The sequence below is a fragment of the Acinetobacter sp. SM34 genome (genome assembly GCF_022012365.1).
GTDB lineage: Bacteria > Pseudomonadota > Gammaproteobacteria > Pseudomonadales > Moraxellaceae > Acinetobacter.
In genome coordinates, this window is sequence record NZ_JAKLTP010000003.1 from 181650 (window position 1) to 199285 (window position 17636).

Genomic DNA, 17636 nt, shown 5'->3' on the forward strand with positions numbered 1-17636 from the left:
ATTTGTGGAGCTTTGAGCAATGTCTCATCAATCAGAATTGATTAGTCAGGATATCCTGGCGTATTTAAAACAACATGAAAATAAAGACCTGCTACGTTTCCTGACTTGCGGTAATGTGGATGATGGTAAATCGACTTTAATTGGTCGTTTGCTTTACGATTCAAAATTGATCTATGAAGATCAATTGCAAGCGGTAACCCGTGACTCTAAAAAAGTCGGTACAACTGGTGATGCACCTGACTTGGCGTTACTTGTAGATGGTCTGCAAGCTGAACGTGAGCAGGGGATTACTATTGATGTGGCTTACCGTTATTTCTCTACAGAAAAACGTAAGTTCATCATTGCCGATACTCCGGGGCATGAGCAATATACCCGTAACATGGCTACAGGTGCATCTACCTGTGACCTTGCAATCATCCTGATTGATGCGCGTTATGGTGTACAAACTCAAACACGTCGTCACACTTACATTGCAAGCTTGCTCGGTATTAAGAACATTATTGTTGCGATCAACAAAATGGACTTGGTGGAATTCTCTGAAGCACGCTTCAATGAAATTCAAGCTGACTATGCTAACTTCGTAAGCCAATTGGGCGACCGTAAGCCAAGCAACATCATCTTTACGCCTATTTCTGCATTGAATGGCGATAACGTGGTGAACAAGTCTGAAAACACACCGTGGTATACCGGTCAAACCCTAATGGGTTCACTTGAGTCTGTTGAAATTAACCGTGATACCGCGAAACGTGATTTCCGTTTCCCTGTGCAGTATGTGAACCGTCCTAACCTCGACTTCCGTGGTTTCGCAGGTACGATTGCGCTGGGTGAAATTAACGTAGGCGATAAAGTTGTTGCGTTACCATCGGGTAAATCTTCAACTGTTAAAGAAATCGTGACCTTTGATGGCAACCTTGAACATGCTTTTGCAGGTCAAGCGGTAACATTAACGCTAAACGATGAGATTGACGTATCACGCGGTAATATGCTGGTTCGTGCGGATCAGGGTATTCCTGCCATTTCACGTTCGGTTAAAGCAACTGTGGTCTGGATGGCGGATCAACCGCTTGTGTTGGGCAAGTTGTATAACATTAAAATTGGTACGCAAACTGTTCCTGCCAAAGTTACTGGCATTAACTTCCGTACCAATGTGAATACACTTGAGCAAATGCAAGTGGATCATCTTGATCTAAACGCGATTGCCAATGTTACTGTTGAATTTGATGCACCAGTGGTATTTGACCGTTATCAGGACAGCCGTTACACTGGTTCATTTATCTTCATTGATCGTTTGAACAACGTAACGATTGGTGCGGGTATGGTGGAAGAGTCGGTTGAGTGGACTGCACATAGCAACCCTGTAACTGCGGAAGACCGTGCGGCACGTTTGGGTCAAAAACCTGCGTCAATTACAGTATCTGCTAAAGCATTGGAAAATGCGCAAGCGCTTGAAAACTTGTTATTACAACAAGGTATTGTCGCGATTGCGAAATCTGATCTTGATGCTGTGCAAGTTGCACTTCTTCGTGAAACGGGTATTGCAGTCATTACTACTGTTGCAAAAGTGACAGATGTAAGCTTCGCGCAAGAGTCGGTTGAAGAATTGGCTGAAAAAATTGTGGAATTGGTTCGTCTATAAGACTGAGTCGGTTTAAAGAAAACCCGTCTTAATGGCGGGTTTTCCATTTGTGTAAGTTTTAAATGCGTGAATAATATACAGTCATTCGAAAGTTGAACTTTCACTTAAATTACTTCTCGATACAATACAAATATTGAGGGGTATTTATGAAAAAATTATTTATTTTAATGGGGTTATGTTTAGCTTTCGGGGTAGAAGCTAAACAAAGTAATGAAAGTACAGAAGCGATTAAGCAAAAAATTATTAAGCAGTCGATTGAGAGTTATCCGGGAAATTGTCCTTGTCCATATAATACCGCGCGTAACGGTAGCCGCTGCGGTAAGCGTAGTGCTTATAACCGCGCGGGCGGTTATGCACCACTTTGCTATCCTGAAGATGTAAGTGATCGGATGGTGAGGGAATATAGAGATAGAGGTTGAGAGATTTTTCTATAAGACTGAGCTGATTTAAAGAAAACCTGCCGAAAGGCAGGTTTTTTTGTATAAAATAATAAAATCATAATTTGAATATTATAAAAATTAATGAGATTTTATTTTTTTTCAAAGATAACTCTAGTTTAATTGCAATATGCGCTGTCTCAGCAACTTTTATTTTTGGTTTTATAACTGCTAGACACAATAGGCAAAGTAGAGAATTACAACTTAAATTAAATGTTTTTATTAACCTAGCAGAAAATATTGAATTAGCTTTGTATGAATTAAAACATCCAATCTATGTTCCTATTGGTGAGGATTTGGAAGTTCCTGTTGAATTTTTTAAGAGCCTCTCAAAAGTCAAAATTGTTTTAAGTATAAATTCTCTAGAAGTGGTAAAAAAATGGGAAAATTCTTATATAAATACATATTTCGAAATACTTAAGAGGGGATATGAAATTGTTGATATTAAAAGTGAAATTTCTGCGTATGAACCTATCATTAATAAATTTGAAAATGAATTAATATATTTACAGCACAAATATTATGATTCCTTTATTAAAGGGGATATGGATTCAGCAAAAAGGGCGAATGAACAAATCCAGGTTGTTAATAATTTTAAAAAAGAATATGTAGAAAAAAGAGTAGATTTGATTTCGAAAAGATCTACGTTGGAAAATGAGGCTAATCTTAAACTTTTTGAAATGAAGGGAGGAATGGCGAAGATTATTTAATATTTTCCGTTCAGAATTAGGATTAAAACGTGTGAAATTTAATAAAGTAGAACATGATGCTGCTATTAATGAATGGGAAGATAAACTTAAAGATTTGATAAAGATTGGTGATGAAAAATTATAAATATATGAGTTATTTTTAGTAATAAGCTTCTTTAATATACCTATAGAGAGGCTTAGAAACCCCTTGGTTTTATCAAGTTTAATATTCTTTTTATTCTTAAGATAGCTTCGTATTAACCCTAAAAAGTATTTTTAAGAGCTGATTGTAAAGCATAAGTTCCTTCTTAATAATTTTGACATATTATCCGAAATTACAAATTAAAAGTGATCAATATTGGGTTTAAGTAGCATTAAAATGAATGAAATTATGAAGCTGTTGAAATTAAAAAAAAGACATTATAAGATATATCTTAATAACTATTAAGGTATATCTTAGTTGTGCAAAATTCCAATCTTATCGAGAACAGTGAAAGTACGCCAAAACCCCGCAAACGCCTGTTTGAAGCAGGTGAAATGAAACTGTTGGTACTACATTTTATTGCTCAAGCACCCAAGTTTAGTTATGACATCATCAAAGATGTTGCTGCTTTTGTCGGGGGGGAATATAAACCGAGTACAGGCACGATCTGCCCGACGATTAACTATCTTGAAGAACAACAATATACACAAGTGATCATGAGTGCTGATGAGCGCAAGCAATATCACATTACTGACAAAGGTCTTGAGCATCTTGAAGACAGTCAGGATACCTTGCACAGAGTTCTCAGCCGTTTCGAAACCCGCCGCCGGATTAAAAATGATGAACGCTATATCGACATCAACAATGCGATGGAAAGCCTAAAAGCTTCACTACGTTTGAAACTGTCGCACGCTGAATTAAGCAGTAAAGACATTCAAAAAATTGCAGAACAGATTGATCAAGCAGCAGCAAACATTACCCGTTTGTAATTCAATTCACGATTTAAAAATTAGGTTAAATGATGAAAAATAATCTCCCAAAATTTCACCCAAAACATCTGGCCTGGCTGATGCCACTCATTCTTTCAGGCATTATGAGTGGGGCAATTTCCTGCTTTAACATGCTGCTGAATAAAGGCTGGAGTAATGAATTTATCTCATTATGGCTACATGCCTGGAGCTTGTCATGGCTGATGGCATTTCCCTTGATTCTGGTGATGTTGCCATTGGTACGTAAATTCTTGATGCAATTTGTAGAAATGCCCAAATAAAAAACACTTCGGTTGATTAAAAAATTATCCAAACCATGAATATGAAAGAAGGGGGGTGAATGCATAACTTTAGCCCCGTTTTTTTATCAGCCAGATCACCAAGCGGGTCAACATCAGCAGTACTGCAAAATAGATTTGAAAGACGGCTGCAAAAATCATGATCCAGCCGCTATTCCCGGGTGTCTTTCTTGCATCAAGTTCAATGATAAATACCAAAATTGCAACCACAATTTCAAAAGCAATTACGGTTTTCAATAGCCAAGCCCACGGAAAACGCAACAACCACGTGAGGAAAATAACGCCCAAACAAGGAAACAGGCAAAATAGGAAAATAACGTTTAAATCCATAACAATTGAGCATTTTTATTGTCGGTGTGGGTTTCACAATATATTGAATAAAAATAGAAATAAAGCGATACACAGTGAAATGACTCTGCAATATTCAATTGGGGATTTTTATCGCTTAGCGAGAATAATTTTAGACTAATCCATTGAATCAATAATGCTTTTCATTTCATTCAAACTTTTCACCCCTGCAATCCGTTGAATGATTTGTCCATTTTTAAAAATCAGCGTAGAGGGTAAACCGTAAACGTTATAGCGCAATGTCAAAATAGGGGATTGATCGATATTCACTTTGCCAAATTTGATCTCGGGTTTTACTTCAGCATAATGTGCAGCCAACTGTTCAAAGACAGGGAAGTTTTGTACACAGGGTTTGCACCAGTCGGCATAGAAACGGATGACTGCCAGACCTTCAAACCATTCAAAGTCACTATAATTATCTTCATTGTATTCAATGACAGCTGACATCAATTTGTCCTCATATTTTCCGGATCAATGCTTGGACCAAGTCATGTTCAATTCTGTATGACCAGTGTTTTTATCCATGGCTTGGCTGATGGTTTTAAAGCCCTGCTGCTGATAAAAATTTACCGCTGCGGTATTTTCAGCATACACATTTAAATGCAATTCATCACATTGCTGTTTTAAAAAATCAATTAAACATTTGCCATATCCACAGCCTTGCTGATGAGGTGCAATAAAAAGTGCAGCTAGCACCGCCTCTGATCTTAATAAAGATGCAAATCCGAACACCGTTTTATTTTCTTTAATGACATAATTTTCGGCCAAAGGCAGATAAAGATCACGCATTGGAATCAGCTGCTTTTCCCAGTAAGTAGCAGGAATAAAATCATGTGCCTGTAAGGAAGCATTGAGCCAGATGTCTAAGATAGCTTCCATATCCTGCATTTCAGCTTTTTGAATAGTTGCCATGCCTATCTCATATCATTTTGCTGAATAGTGGGAAGATTATACATAAGTCCACGGTTATTCATTCCCGGCTATTTCTATGTTCAAATAGGACGGTAAATTTAAAAAGTAATGAATAGATCAGGAATAAACTATGTCACAAGCGACTATGCAACAAGTCATTATCACAGAACCGGGCGGCGTGGATAAACTCGCTTACGAAACTGTTGCAGTACCTGAAGCTAAAGCAGATGAAGTCTTGGTAAAGGTGCATGCCTTTGGTATTAACCGTCCAGATATCTTGCAGCGCCAGGGTCTATATCCAATGCCTAAAGGGGTAACGCCTGTACCGGGTCTGGAAGTGGCGGGTGAAGTGGTTGCAGTTGGTAAGGATGTTACCCAGTTTAAAGTCGGCGACAAGGTTTGTGGCTTAACCAATGGTGGTGGTTATGCAGAATATTGCGTGGTGCCTGAAAGCCAGACTTTAAATATTCCTGAAGGTGTAAGCTTTGTGCAGGCAGCGGCGATTCCTGAAACCTTTTTTACCGTATGGGCCAACGTGTTCCAGATGGGTAAAGCCAAAGCAGGGGAAACGGTACTAGTGCATGGTGGAACCAGCGGTATTGGTACCACTGCATTGATGCTGTGTAAATCACTCGGTATTAAAACTTTTGCCACTGTAGGTTCGGATGAAAAAGTTGCAGCAATTTCAGATTTAACCACGGCAATCAACTATAAGACTCAAGACTTTGAGCAGGTCATTAATGAAAAAACCGACAATGGTGGTGTCGATGTGATTTTAGATATGGTCGGTGCGCCATATCTGGATAAGAACCTGAATCTGCTACGTCGTGAGGGTCGTCTGGTCTATATCGCATTCTTGGGTGGTGCCAAAGCCAAAGAGGTGAAACTCGGTCAAATCATGATGAAACGTCTGACCATTACCGGTTCAACCATGCGTGCGCGTAATACTGCTGAAAAGGCTGAAATTGCTCAAGGCTTAAAGGAGCAGGTTGCACCGCTGTGGGCAAAGGGGGAATGTCTGCCAATGATCTATAAAACTTTCAAGTTTGATCAGATTCAGGATGCACATGCGGTGATGGATACCGGTGAACATGTCGGTAAAGTTGTGGTAGAAATCATTTAACGATTCAAGCTTTAAATAAAATAAAAGCCAACATCTGTTGGCTTTTATTTTGCATGTAATAAAAAATGATAAGTAATTTAAATTAATGAATAGAAAAAAGGTCATAAAGTTTAAAAAATGGTAAAAAATGTCGATTGTTCGACACAACCTGTCAGAACTAGGATGTAGATTAAGATTTAAAATAATCCGACTAAATTGTTTGGTATTAATAGAAGTGTCATGTAATAAAAGGAAGTATATTATGAAAATAGTCTCAGCTCCTTATACATCTGAACATGGTTTACGTGCATTAAAACGGTTGCATAAGGCCATTATTTGCAATCAGATATTACCCTCTAACCTGCATCAGTTCTATAAAGCCATGCTGCATCTTGAGCGTTATGTTGAACGGCTTAATCCTAAACCGCCGACAAAAGGTGTCACCAGCCGTTTCAAATCGTGATTCGAGTTTTTCCTATTAGGTTTAAGTTGAAATAAATATATAAAATTAAATTTTTGATTGGTATTATAATTTTTAGATAATTTAAAAAATTTAGCATTTTAGGCATTGTGCTTTTATTGCACAAAGAGGGTATTTATGAAGGGCAATGCGTCAACGCATGAGCGCCTCGCAGAGCGTTTGGCCAATATTTTAACCAAACTGAATATAGGGCATCAGTTAAGTGTACAAGAACTGGCGGGTGAGTTTCAGGTCAGTACCCGAACCATTGAACGGGACTTTGATCGGCTTAATTCATACTTGCCTTTGATTCAGGATGGGAACACTAAACGCTATTATCTGGAACCTTCCTATTTAGGCCGTTTTAAACTGCAGGATATCCAGAATTTTGCGCAACTGTCGGGAATTAGTGAGCTTTACCCGACGCTGGATATTTCTTTTTTACGTGAATTGCTGGACGAGCGGGCGAATCAGGTCTTCTCGGCGAAAGGCTATTATTTTGAAGATACCAAGCGGTTTGCTGAACATTTTAAGCTGCTTAGCGCTGCGATTTATAAACGTCAATGGATTGAGCTGCAATATCGTGATCAATGCAGAATCATCCAGCCTTATCGTTTAATCCATCATCATGGCATCTGGTATTTGGCGGGTGTCTTTCAGGAAAAACTGCAGACTTATCGCTTAAGTCAGATTCAGCAGGTGAAACCGCTATTTGAGGCAGAAAATTTCCAACATGATGCCGAGCTATTGAAAATACTGGCCGATGAGGAAAGCATCTGGTTTGGACAGCAAAAACAGCAGGTTTTTATCCAGGTAAAAGCTGAGGTTGCGGTATTTTTTAAAGAGCGGCGTTTGTTTCCGGAGCAACAGATCGAACAGGAATCCACATCGGGAGAATTATTGCTTAGCTGTCAGGTTCGCCACGAAATGCAGTTGTTGCCTTTGGTGCGGTATTGGCTACCACATGTCAGGATTATTCAGCCGGTTCATTTGCAGCAAAAACTGGAGCAGGATCTGGAGAACTATTTGCGCTCTGCCGGATAATACTCAAAGAGCACAATAGGGGAATGCAATTCAGAATAAAAATCTGAGTTGCTAAATTTTAGGCATAAAAAAACCAGCTGGTCGCTGGGTTCTTTATTTACACCATCTTAGTAGGCTAAGAATGGTGCCCGAGGCCAGACTCGAACTGGCACGCTTTGTGGGCGGGGGATTTTAAATCCCCTGTGTCTACCGATTTCACCACTCGGGCTTAACAAGATTGGAGGCGGAGGTCGGAATCGAACCGGCGTACACGGAGTTGCAGTCCGCTGCATGACCACTCTGCCACCCCGCCATCTCTTGTTGCTGCGTATATTATCAAGCCCTGAAAAAAAAACAATAGTAGATTTATGCAGATGTGCATAAAAACAGCATATAGCGGAAATTATTTAAAATATTCATGTAGAATGTGCGAAATTGATTCATATCAACACTTGGGAGAAGTGCCGTGGCATTAGTTTTAGATGGTCGTGCATTGGCAAAGCAAATTGAGGCTGATTTGTTAACTCGCGTAGAAGCGTTAAAAGCAAAATCAGGTCGTACTCCAATCCTTGCGACTATTTTGGTGGGTGACGATGGCGCATCTGCAACTTATGTGCGTATGAAAGGAAATGCTTGCCGCCGTGTCGGTATGGATTCACTCAAAGTTGAATTAGGCAAAGAGACCACAACTGAACAATTGCTGGCTGAAATTGAAAAACTCAATGCCAATCCTGATGTTCACGGTATTTTGTTACAACACCCTGTACCGGCTCAAATTGATGAACGTGCATGTTTTGATGCTATTTCACTGGCGAAAGATGTTGATGGTGTAACTTGCCTTGGTTACGGTCGTATGGCAATGGGCGAAGCAGCGTATGGTTCTGCAACGCCTGCAGGCATCATGACCATCCTAAAAGAAAACAACATTGAAATTGCAGGCAAACATGCAGTTGTGGTTGGTCGTTCTGCAATTTTGGGTAAACCCATGGCTGCAATGTTACTTGAAGCCAATGCAACTGTTACGATCTGCCATTCACGTACTCAAAACCTGGCTGACTTCGTTAAACAAGCAGACATCATTGTCGGCGCGGTAGGTAAAGCTGAACTGATTCAAAAAGACTGGATCAAACCAGGTGCAGTTGTGGTTGATGCTGGTTTTCACCCACGTGATGGCGGCGGTGTAGGTGATATTCAACTCGTCGGTATTGAAGAAGTGGCTTCTGCGTATACACCTGTTCCAGGTGGTGTAGGTCCTATGACCATTACCACTTTGATTCGTCAAACGGTTGAAGCTGCTGAAAAGGCTTTAGGTTAATTCCTACAGAATGTTCCTTCTCTTACGCTGTATACGGCTCAGGGAGAAGGTTAGGATGAGGGGATTTTAACAATAATCCTCTCCCTAGCCCTCTCCTTTAAGAAAGGAGAGGGAACTTCTATTATTAATTTATATTTATTATTGAAACTAAAAATTTGCATATCCGAACAATAAAACTCCAATGAGCTGTACTTTCAAATTTCCAAAAGCCCCCGAACATTTAATTCAAGCTTTGCATGAAGTGATTCCAAGCTGTGAGCTGCTTGCTCAGCAATTGCCTGAAACCCCGATTTCACTGTGGCTGATTCCACCGGTATTTCCAACCGATAAACTCGATGATGAAGTGATTCGTCGGATCTGGAATGATACGCCGTACTGGATATTCTGCTGGGCTTCAGGACTTGCTATGGCGCAGTGGCTCTTAGCTGAACCACATCATGTGAAAGACAAGGTGGTACTCGACTTTGGTGCAGGGTCGGGTGTGGTTGCAATTGCAGCGAAAATCGCAGGAGCGAAGCGGGTGATCTGTTGTGATATCGATCAAGTCAGTCTGGATGCCTGTCGTGCCAATGCAGCATTGAATAATGTAGAACTTGAATATCTAGATGATCTGTATAAAGCAGAACAGGTTGATGTACTGCTGGCTGCAGATGTACTGTATGACCAATGCAACCGCTTTTTCCTGGATGAATTCCTGAAATTTGCACCTGAGGTATGGGTAGCAGATAGCCGGGTAAAAAACTTTAGTCATCCAAAGTATGAAAAACTGGATGAACGCAGTGCTACAACTTGGCCAGACTTAGATGAGTCGCCAGAATTCCGTAATGTCAGTTTTTATAAGACGCTATAAATAGCGTCTTTTTTATTTAACAAGTCATTTAAAGCGATTAAGAACAAGTATAGCGAACCACACTTAATGTGCTCGGACGTGCTTCTAAAGACTGGCGAGTGGCCATATTTTCACTGTTATACAAATCTGGGGTATTGCTTAAACTCACGCTGGTACGGCTTTGACCCAGTTGACGACCATATTGGGGTGTTTGTATTTCAGGGTTGGCAATTTCACTAATGCTTAAAATGGTTAATTTATATTGTTTATTTAAGCCCAATACTTTTTGACAGGCGCGTTGTAATTTCTGCTCATCCATTTTCTGGTTTTGACGAACAGCCAAAGTATAAGCCAGTGTTGCACGATCCGCCGACTGGCTTTCAATCTGATAGCCGACACTACCATTGTATTGGCGCGGAGTACTTTGACAAGCACTAAGTCCAAGTGCAATCAAACCTAAACCTAATAATTTATATCTCTTGTTCATCTTCAAAAGTTCCCGGCGTTATTATTCCATTCAGTATGCCATAAGCCCGTTTTTTTAACGATCTTGACGTGGCGTATATTCCATAAAAAAGCTTTCCAAATGTGACCATCTGGAAAGCTTGTGAGCTGCTGATTGAACTGGATTAAATCGACTTAATCATCAGTAATCATGCTGTGCTTTTTGGTGTCTTTCATAAAGAAATAAATAATTAAAGACAAGCCAATCATGAAGGTAATGTAGAAGAAGTAGTAGTTTTCATGACCTGCATTTTTAAAGCTGAGAGCAACCAGTTCTGCGGTACCGCTAAACAATGTATTGGCAATGGCATAAGGAAGCGCTCCACCTAAGGCACGAATATGTGGCGGAAACCATTCGGCTTTGACTACAGCATTAATTGCACTATAGCCAGTCACAATCACCATGCCACTCATACATAGCATGAAGGCAGTAGCTGGATTGGTGATCGAGCCTAAACCATTGAAGATTGGAATGGTGAACAATACGCCCAGAATATCAAAAGTAATCATAATTGGCTTACGGCCAATTTTATCTGACAATGCACCAACAGCCGGTTGTAACAGAATGAAGATAAAGATCACTGCTGTGGTAATTTCAGTGGTTGTGGTTTTTTCAAAACCAGAAGTATTGACCCAGATATTTTTGCAAATAGATGGTAAATGTATCGAAAGCCAGTGTACCGCCGGCAGTCAACATAGTCACGGTAAAGGCTTGTTTAGGATATTTGGTAAATAATGCTAAAGCACTCGATTTAGGCCCGCCATTTTTTGCTTGTTCCTGAGCTTCTTTAGATGATTGAGTTTTAACCAGTCCGCGACGAATCCAGAACACCATGACTGCTAACAATGCACCAATGGCAAAAGTTGAAGCAGTTTTACGGTGTCATCGCCTTCAAGGGGAAATTGGGAAGCAAAGTACAAGGTAAATGCGGCATAGACATACCAGTTATACCATTCAACCAGGTTACCTGCAGAGCCGCCGAGGATAGATTTAAAATGAGTTTTTCTATCAAGTGGCGAAGCCGCAACCTGAGAAGATGAATCTGTCACAACAATTCTCCAAAAGAATGTTGGCAAACCCCATCCTTTTAAATTCTTCGAGGTAAAAAATTTAAAAACATATATTTTGTTGTGGAAGATAGAAATAAGGTTTTACATATACGTTATATGCTAATGTTTAGGCTTCTACATTGAATTTTAGTCTATTCAGTGTTTTGGTTTTGACTTTTTAGTACTAACTAACTGTTTATTTTTATTCAAAAGTATAGATAAATAAAAAGCCTTTCTGTCTAGGAAAGGCTTTTAAAAAATGACTTTGGATTAGTGTTCTTTAATTTCTGAATGGTGTTTTGTATCTTTCATAAAGATATAAACTATCAATGAAATCGAAATTAAAATGGTCACATAAATAAAGAACCAGGACTCATGTCCTGCTTCCTTAAAGCTGAGTGCGAAAAATTCGGCTGTACCCCCAAACAGTGTGTTGGCGAGGGCATAGGGCAGTGCAACTCCCAAGGCACGAATATGCGCCGGGAATAGTTCTGCTTTGACGACTGCATTGATGGAAGTATAACCGGTGACAATAATCAGGCCTGCCAGACACAGCCAAAAGGCTGCCCAGTAGTCATGGGTCTGGCCTAATCGATCAAATAAAACGTAGGTAAATAAAACACCCAAGACCCCAAAGGCAATCATCAGTGGTTTGCGTCCAATTTTATCCGATAAAGCTCCGGCAAAAGGTTGTAAACACATGAAAATAAAAAGAGCCAAAGTGGTAATTTGTGTGGCTTCAGGTTTGCTAAATCCAGAGGTATTGACTAAATATTTTTGCAGGTAGGTGGTATAGGTATAGAAGGCCACCGTACCGCCTGCGGTTAAAAACAACACCGTAAAGGCCTGTTTGGGATAGTGTTTGAAGAGGGCAAACATACTGGATTGGGGCTGGTTTGGATCTTTTTGTGCATTTTTAAAAGATTGGGTCTCTAACAGCCCGCGGCGGATATAAAACACCACAATGGCCAAGCAGGCACCAATAAAGAAAGGAATACGCCAGCCCCAGTTATGCAGTTGTTCTTCAGTGAGTACAAACTGCAAAATCAGCAGTACGCAGAGTGCTGTCAACTGACCTGCAATCAGGGTCACATACTGAAAACTGGAGAAAAAACCGCGCCGGTGTCTTTCAGCCATTTCACTTAAATAAGTGGCGCTGGCACCGTATTCGCCGCCCACACTCAGGCCTTGAATTAAGCGTGCCACAACTAGAATAATAGGGGCAAATATCCCGATCTGATCATGGGTGGGAGATACTGCAATCATCAGAGAACCAATACACATCAAGGTCACAGAAAGCGTCAGACCGGATTTTCGTCCTTTTTTATCCGAGTAAATCCCCATAATCCAGGCACCAATCGGTCGCATTAAAAAGCCGACTGCGAAAATGGCCGCAGCTTGAAGGAGTTGTGCTGTCTGGCTGCCTTTGGGGAAGAATGCATGGGCAAAATATAAGGTGAACGCAGCATAGACATACCAGTCATACCATTCCACCAGATTGCCCGCTGAACCGCCAAGAATGGATTTGACCCGTGTTTTGGTATCTAAATTTACTTGAGAAACGTTTGGTTCAATCATGTCTACAAGTCCATTTTGTTATTGTTTTTTAATATTAGAACAATTGGGTTAGAGACATAAGCCGATGATTTTTTTGTTTTGTATGAAAAGTGTGCAAAATTTAAGTGGTTGAAAGTGAAGTAGTTGAGGGAAATAGCTAGATTGAGGATTTATGGGCGTAGTTTATTTTTTGATATAACAACCCCATTGTTATTTTATATACATACTATTGATCAGAAATTTTTAAGTGTCATTTCATTTTTAATGGTGTTAAGTTGCTTAGCACAAGAAGAAATTTAAGTATGCTGTTTTAACCGGATTAGAGGAGGCAATCATGCAAAACAATCATCCGGTGTATGATGTTGTTGTGGTGGGTGGTGGTATCAATGGTGTAGGTATTGCCGTGGATGCTGCAGGACGAGGATTGTCTGTGTTTTTATGTGAAAAAGATGATTTAGCCAGCCATACTTCCTCTGCAAGCAGTAAGCTTATTCATGGCGGTTTACGTTATCTGGAACATAAAGAATTTCGTCTGGTACATGAGGCTTTAGCTGAACGGGAAATTCTGTTGGCCAAAGCACCGCATATTATTCGTCCCTTGCGTTTTATCATGCCTCATCAACCGCATTTACGTCCTGCATGGCTGATTCGGACCGGTTTATTTTTTTATGATCATCTGGGAAAAAGACAAAAATTAGCCAGTTCACGGCACATTCATTTTGATCCCGTTAGCAGTCCTTTAAAAGATGAGATGACACAGGGTTTTGAATACTCTGATTGTGCGGTAGATGATGCACGTTTGGTGGTTTTAAATGCCCTGCAAGCCCATGAGTTGGGTGCCAACATTGCAACACAAACACGCTGCACAGCGGCTTACCGTGAACAGGGATTATGGAATGTTCATCTGGAAAATGTGCAGGGCGGTTATCAGGTACAGGCAAAAACCTTGGTTAATGCAGCCGGACCTTGGGTGACTCAGTTTATTGAACACAATTTAAAACAAAAATCGCCGCATGGCCTTCGTCTTATTCAAGGCAGTCACATTATTGTGCCAAGAATTTATGATGGCGATAAAGCTTTCATACTGCAAAATGATGATCACCGAATTGTTTTTGCCATTCCTTATCTGGAGCAATACACCTTAATTGGTACCACAGATCATGAATACAAAGGTGATCTGGACCAGGTCAAGATTACCCAGCCAGAAGCGGATTATTTGCTGGATGTTTATAATGATCACTTTAAGCATCAGTTAGGACCTGAAGATATTTTGCATACCTATTCAGGTGTACGGTCGTTGTGTGATGACGAGTCGGATAATCCATCAGCCATAACCCGCGATTATACTTTGGCGATATCCCATCAGCAGCAAGATGATGTGCCTTTACTTTCAGTATTTGGTGGCAAGCTCACCACGTATAGAAAACTGGCTGAGTCGGCAATACAGCATTTGGCCCCGAACTTCCCAGACATGAACAAGCCCTGGACTGAAAAAGCGTTATTACCGGGAGCAGAAAACCTGGTTTCAGTCGAATTTTTGATTCAGCAGATTATGCAAAATATTGAAAATGTTCCTTTAAGCTTAGCCTCGCGCTGGGCGCACGCCTATGGTTCACGGGTTTTACGATTTTTGAATCACATTGCAAACCTGAATGATCTTGGTGAAAATTTTGGCCATGGCTTGTTTGCCAAAGAGGTGGATTATCTGGTCGACCAAGAGTGGGCAAGAACCAGCCAGGATATTTTATGGCGTAGAACTAAACTGGGTTTTCAATTTAGCGCCAATGAAATAGTGCGGTTGGATCAATATCTTTTAAAGTTACTGCTGAAAAGATCAAGCGATACGGCTGCTTAAACCGTTCAATAAAAAAGACCGCCTGAGCGGTCTTTTGGATGTAGCAAGTCGTAGTTTTTATCTTGACTGAAGTCCCAGCTCTGGGCTGTACTTAAATTTCAACGCCACCGAGTTCTTTACAATTTACTGGCGTATTCCATTTCACTGCAGTTCCCCAAACTACCGGGCGTACAATACGCCAAGGCCAGAAACCGAATCTCTGGCTGGCATTGTAGTTAATGACTACATTGCCACCGACTTGATGGGCACGTTCTGCAAAACGTGAATACAGCTCTTCTACGCTGCCATAAGTTCCCTTAGCCACTTTAATGCGCTTTTTGATCTGAAACTGGCTAGAGTCTGGCGTACCTTTGATTGCACAAATGTGTAAGGCAGGTTGTTCTGCAGTTTCAGGTTTGGCCATCACCAAAGTAGACAGGCCAAGTAGGCAAGCGCTAAGTGTAAGCATTTTTAACATGAATTTTCCCCTTTTATGGTTGTTGTTAAGTTATAAAGTCTTGTTATTAAACAAACAGTTGAAAAAAAGACCGCACGTGCGGCCTTTTTTCATTATCTACTGATTAAGCAGATTTTTTTACAGCTTCTAAAAGCTCGTTTTGACGTTTTTTCAACGCTTCTGGTAAACGATCACCAAGTTTGTTGAACAATTCAGAGTGGCTTTCAATTTCTTTGATCCATTGATCTTTGTCTTGAGAAGTTACCAGGTCAAATTGTTCTTTAGTGAAGTCGGAACCAGTCCAGTTCAATTGTTCGTAAGTAGGAACACGGCCGATAGGTGTGTCAATAGCAGTTGCACGACCTTCACAACGGTCAATGATCCACTCAAGAACACGCATGTTTTGACCGAAACCAGGCCATACGAAGTTGCCTTCAGCATCACGACGGAACCAGTTCACGTTGTAGATACCAGGAAGCTTGTTGCCAGCAGCAGCAGCTTTCGCACCTACTTGCTCACCCATTTCTAACCAGTGAGAGAAGTAGTCAGCCATGTTGTAGCCAGTAAATGGAAGCATCGCAAACGGATCGCGACGTACAACACCTTGTTGACCAACTGCAGCTGCGGTGGTTTCAGAGCCCATGGTTGCAGCTTTATAAACACCATCAACCCAGTCGAAAGCTTCTGAAATAAGAGGCACTGTATCCGCACGGCGACCACCGAAGATGAACGCAGAGATTGGAACACCTGCTGGATTTTCCCAGTCAGCATCAATAGAAGGACATTGACCAGCAGCAACGGTGAAGCGAGCATTTGGATGCGCAGCTTTTTCACCAGCAACATGTGGTTGACCCTTCCAGTTAGTCAGGTTCGCAGGCGCTTCTTTAGTCAGACCTTCCCACCAAACTTCACCGTTGTCAGTCACAGCAACGTTAGTATAGATAACATCTTTCGCTAATGTAGCCATACAGTTCGGGTTAGTCTTGGTATTTGTACCAGGCGCTACACCGAAGAAACCAGCTTCTGGGTTGATGGCATATAAGCGACCGTCTTCACCTGGTTTGATCCAGGCAATATCATCACCTACAGTTTCAATTTTCCAGCCTTCGTAGCCAGCTGGTGGAATCAACATTGCAAAGTTTGTTTTACCACAAGCAGATGGGAATGCAGCTGCGATGTAATGTTTTTCGCCACGTGGGTTGGTCACGCCAAGGATCAGCATGTGTTCAGCTAACCAGCCTTGTTGACGGCCCATAGAAGACGCAATACGTAAAGCCAGGCATTTTTTACCAAGCAATGCGTTACCGCCGTAACCAGAACCGAATGACCAGATTTCACGGGTTTCTGGATAATGAACGATGTATTTTTCTGGGTTGCATGGCCAAGCAACGTCTTTTTGACCTTCTTCCAATGGTGCACCCACAGTGTGTACACATGGAACAAATTCGCCATCAGTGCCAAGAACGTCATAAACAGCTTTACCCATACGAGCCATTTTAGACATGCTTACAGCTACGTAAGGAGAATCTGTTAATTCGATACCGATATGTGCAATATGAGAACCTAAAGGACCCATAGAGAAAGGAACCACGTACAAAGTACGGCCTTTCATTGAACCGTCGAATAAACCGTTAAGGCGAGTACGCATTTCAGCTGGAGCTTCCCAGTTGTTTGTCGCACCTGCATCTTCTTGTTTTTCTGAACAGATAAATGTGCGACCTTCAACACGAGCAACGTCAGAAGGATCAGAGTTTGCCAAGTAAGAACCAGGATGTTTTTCTTGGTTAAGCGCTTGCATAGTGCCGTTAGCGATCATCAAGTCAATAAGACGTTGATATTCTTCTGCGCTACCGTCACACCATTCAATTTTTGCCGGTTTTGTTAATTTAGCAATCTCTTCCACCCATGCAATAAGCTTAGGGTTACGAACGAATTCTGGTGCGTTCACTTGGGTCATGGTGATGCCTATATCAAATATGTACGATTTAAATGTACAAAGTACAATCCAAACAATGGGGTACATCGCTTGGAGGAAAATATAAAAAAAAGTGGCTGTATTAAAGCACAAAATCGTAAAAAAAATAAGACTTAAGAAGTGATTGAAATAGATTGGAATATTATATATGTATATTTTTAATTAATAAAAAACAAACACTTAAAGTTAAACATGTTTATTAATTAATCCATTTATTAATTTTATGGACAATATTTA

19 protein-coding genes, 2 tRNA genes and 1 pseudogene are annotated in these 17636 nt (G+C 40.7%); 11 read left to right on the forward strand and 11 right to left on the reverse strand.

Annotation, left to right across the window (positions count from 1 at the left end; genetic code table 11):
- Window positions 1-19: 19 nt before the first annotated feature.
- The 5 genes from cysN (at window position 20) to LZZ98_RS03985 (ending at window position 4015) form a co-directional block, all read left to right on the forward strand.
- Window positions 20-1636 (forward strand): sulfate adenylyltransferase subunit CysN, encoded by a 1617-nt coding sequence (gene cysN, locus LZZ98_RS03965; RefSeq protein WP_237786734.1) that lies wholly within the window; start codon window positions 20-22, stop codon window positions 1634-1636.
- A gap of 146 nt (window positions 1637-1782) precedes the next feature.
- The gene (locus LZZ98_RS03970; protein ID WP_237786735.1) at window positions 1783-2055 is read left to right on the forward strand and encodes a hypothetical protein; all 273 of its coding nucleotides are present in this window, start codon (window positions 1783-1785) and stop codon (window positions 2053-2055) included.
- Window positions 2056-2138: 83 nt separating this feature from the next.
- Entirely contained in the window at window positions 2139-2783 is a 645-nt protein-coding gene (locus LZZ98_RS03975; RefSeq protein WP_237786736.1) for a hypothetical protein, read from the forward strand.
- A 516-nt stretch (window positions 2784-3299) separates the two neighbouring features.
- A complete protein-coding gene (locus tag LZZ98_RS03980) occupies window positions 3300-3734 on the forward strand; it encodes a PadR family transcriptional regulator (protein WP_237786816.1) in 435 nt (144 codons plus the stop codon).
- A gap of 32 nt (window positions 3735-3766) precedes the next feature.
- A complete protein-coding gene (locus LZZ98_RS03985) occupies window positions 3767-4015 on the forward strand; it encodes a DUF2798 domain-containing protein (RefSeq protein ID WP_237786737.1) in 249 nt (82 codons plus the stop codon).
- Between the two features lie 69 nt (window positions 4016-4084).
- Here the strand turns inward: LZZ98_RS03985 and LZZ98_RS03990 are convergent, their stop codons facing one another.
- The 3 genes from LZZ98_RS03990 to LZZ98_RS04000 all read right to left on the reverse strand — a co-directional run bounded on the left by LZZ98_RS03990 (window position 4085) and on the right by LZZ98_RS04000 (window position 5293).
- Window positions 4085-4363 (reverse strand): hypothetical protein, encoded by a 279-nt coding sequence (locus LZZ98_RS03990; protein WP_237786738.1) that lies wholly within the window; start codon window positions 4361-4363, stop codon window positions 4085-4087.
- A 135-nt stretch (window positions 4364-4498) separates the two neighbouring features.
- The gene (locus LZZ98_RS03995; RefSeq protein ID WP_237786739.1) at window positions 4499-4828 is read right to left on the reverse strand and encodes a thioredoxin family protein; all 330 of its coding nucleotides are present in this window, start codon (window positions 4826-4828) and stop codon (window positions 4499-4501) included.
- 24 nt (window positions 4829-4852) lie between these two features.
- Entirely contained in the window at window positions 4853-5293 is a 441-nt protein-coding gene (locus LZZ98_RS04000; protein WP_237786740.1) for an N-acetyltransferase, read from the reverse strand.
- A 130-nt stretch (window positions 5294-5423) separates the two neighbouring features.
- On the opposite strand from LZZ98_RS04000, the gene LZZ98_RS04005 reads away from it, so the two are divergent.
- The 3 genes from LZZ98_RS04005 (at window position 5424) to LZZ98_RS04015 (ending at window position 7899) form a co-directional block, all read left to right on the forward strand.
- Complete coding sequence (locus tag LZZ98_RS04005; protein WP_237786741.1) at window positions 5424-6416, forward strand: NAD(P)H-quinone oxidoreductase; 993 nt, start codon at window positions 5424-5426, stop codon at window positions 6414-6416.
- Window positions 6417-6657: 241 nt separating this feature from the next.
- Window positions 6658-6858, forward strand: a complete 201-nt coding sequence (locus LZZ98_RS04010; RefSeq protein ID WP_237786742.1) for a hypothetical protein — start codon at window positions 6658-6660, stop codon at window positions 6856-6858.
- 135 nt (window positions 6859-6993) lie between these two features.
- Window positions 6994-7899, forward strand: a complete 906-nt coding sequence (locus LZZ98_RS04015) for a helix-turn-helix transcriptional regulator (protein WP_237786743.1) — start codon at window positions 6994-6996, stop codon at window positions 7897-7899.
- 122 nt (window positions 7900-8021) lie between these two features.
- Here the strand turns inward: LZZ98_RS04015 and LZZ98_RS04020 are convergent.
- Together LZZ98_RS04020 and LZZ98_RS04025 are read right to left on the reverse strand one after the other, a co-directional pair.
- Window positions 8022-8107, reverse strand: a tRNA-Leu gene (locus LZZ98_RS04020).
- A gap of 10 nt (window positions 8108-8117) precedes the next feature.
- Window positions 8118-8191 (reverse strand) — tRNA-Cys (locus tag LZZ98_RS04025).
- Window positions 8192-8344: 153 nt separating this feature from the next.
- Between LZZ98_RS04025 and folD the strand changes: the two genes are divergently transcribed.
- Both folD and LZZ98_RS04035 read left to right on the forward strand, forming a co-directional pair.
- Complete coding sequence (gene folD / locus LZZ98_RS04030) at window positions 8345-9193, forward strand: bifunctional methylenetetrahydrofolate dehydrogenase/methenyltetrahydrofolate cyclohydrolase FolD (protein ID WP_237786744.1); 849 nt, start codon at window positions 8345-8347, stop codon at window positions 9191-9193.
- 181 nt (window positions 9194-9374) lie between these two features.
- Complete coding sequence (locus tag LZZ98_RS04035; RefSeq protein ID WP_237786745.1) at window positions 9375-10043, forward strand: class I SAM-dependent methyltransferase; 669 nt, start codon at window positions 9375-9377, stop codon at window positions 10041-10043.
- A 37-nt stretch (window positions 10044-10080) separates the two neighbouring features.
- On the opposite strand, the gene LZZ98_RS04040 is transcribed toward LZZ98_RS04035, so the two are convergent.
- The 4 genes and pseudogenes from LZZ98_RS04040 to LZZ98_RS04050 all read right to left on the reverse strand — a co-directional run bounded on the left by LZZ98_RS04040 (window position 10081) and on the right by LZZ98_RS04050 (window position 13154).
- The gene (locus tag LZZ98_RS04040) at window positions 10081-10509 is read right to left on the reverse strand and encodes a hypothetical protein (protein WP_237786746.1); all 429 of its coding nucleotides are present in this window, start codon (window positions 10507-10509) and stop codon (window positions 10081-10083) included.
- Between the two features lie 152 nt (window positions 10510-10661).
- Window positions 10662-11388: pseudogene (locus tag LZZ98_RS04045) on the reverse strand (MFS transporter); the annotation flags it as partial.
- Entirely contained in the window at window positions 11367-11576 is a 210-nt protein-coding gene (locus LZZ98_RS15595) for a hypothetical protein (RefSeq protein ID WP_442862684.1), read from the reverse strand. The pseudogene LZZ98_RS04045 and the gene LZZ98_RS15595, both read right to left, overlap by 22 nt.
- 270 nt (window positions 11577-11846) lie before the next feature.
- Entirely contained in the window at window positions 11847-13154 is a 1308-nt protein-coding gene (locus LZZ98_RS04050; protein ID WP_237786747.1) for an MFS transporter, read from the reverse strand.
- A 313-nt stretch (window positions 13155-13467) separates the two neighbouring features.
- On the opposite strand from LZZ98_RS04050, the gene glpD reads away from it, so the two are divergent.
- Window positions 13468-14988 carry a glycerol-3-phosphate dehydrogenase gene (gene glpD, locus LZZ98_RS04055; protein ID WP_237786748.1) on the forward strand — a complete coding sequence of 507 codons (1521 nt, stop codon included), beginning with the start codon at window positions 13468-13470 and terminating at the stop codon, window positions 14986-14988.
- Window positions 14989-15079: 91 nt separating this feature from the next.
- On the opposite strand, the gene LZZ98_RS04060 is transcribed toward glpD, so the two are convergent.
- Window positions 15080-15445: a hypothetical protein gene (locus LZZ98_RS04060; protein ID WP_442862685.1), complete on the reverse strand. Its 366-nt coding sequence runs from the start codon at window positions 15443-15445 to the stop codon at window positions 15080-15082.
- 103 nt (window positions 15446-15548) lie between these two features.
- Window positions 15549-17381, reverse strand: coding sequence for a phosphoenolpyruvate carboxykinase (GTP) (locus tag LZZ98_RS04065; RefSeq protein ID WP_237786749.1), 1833 nt, complete (start codon window positions 17379-17381; stop codon window positions 15549-15551).
- Window positions 17382-17636 lie beyond the last annotated feature (255 nt).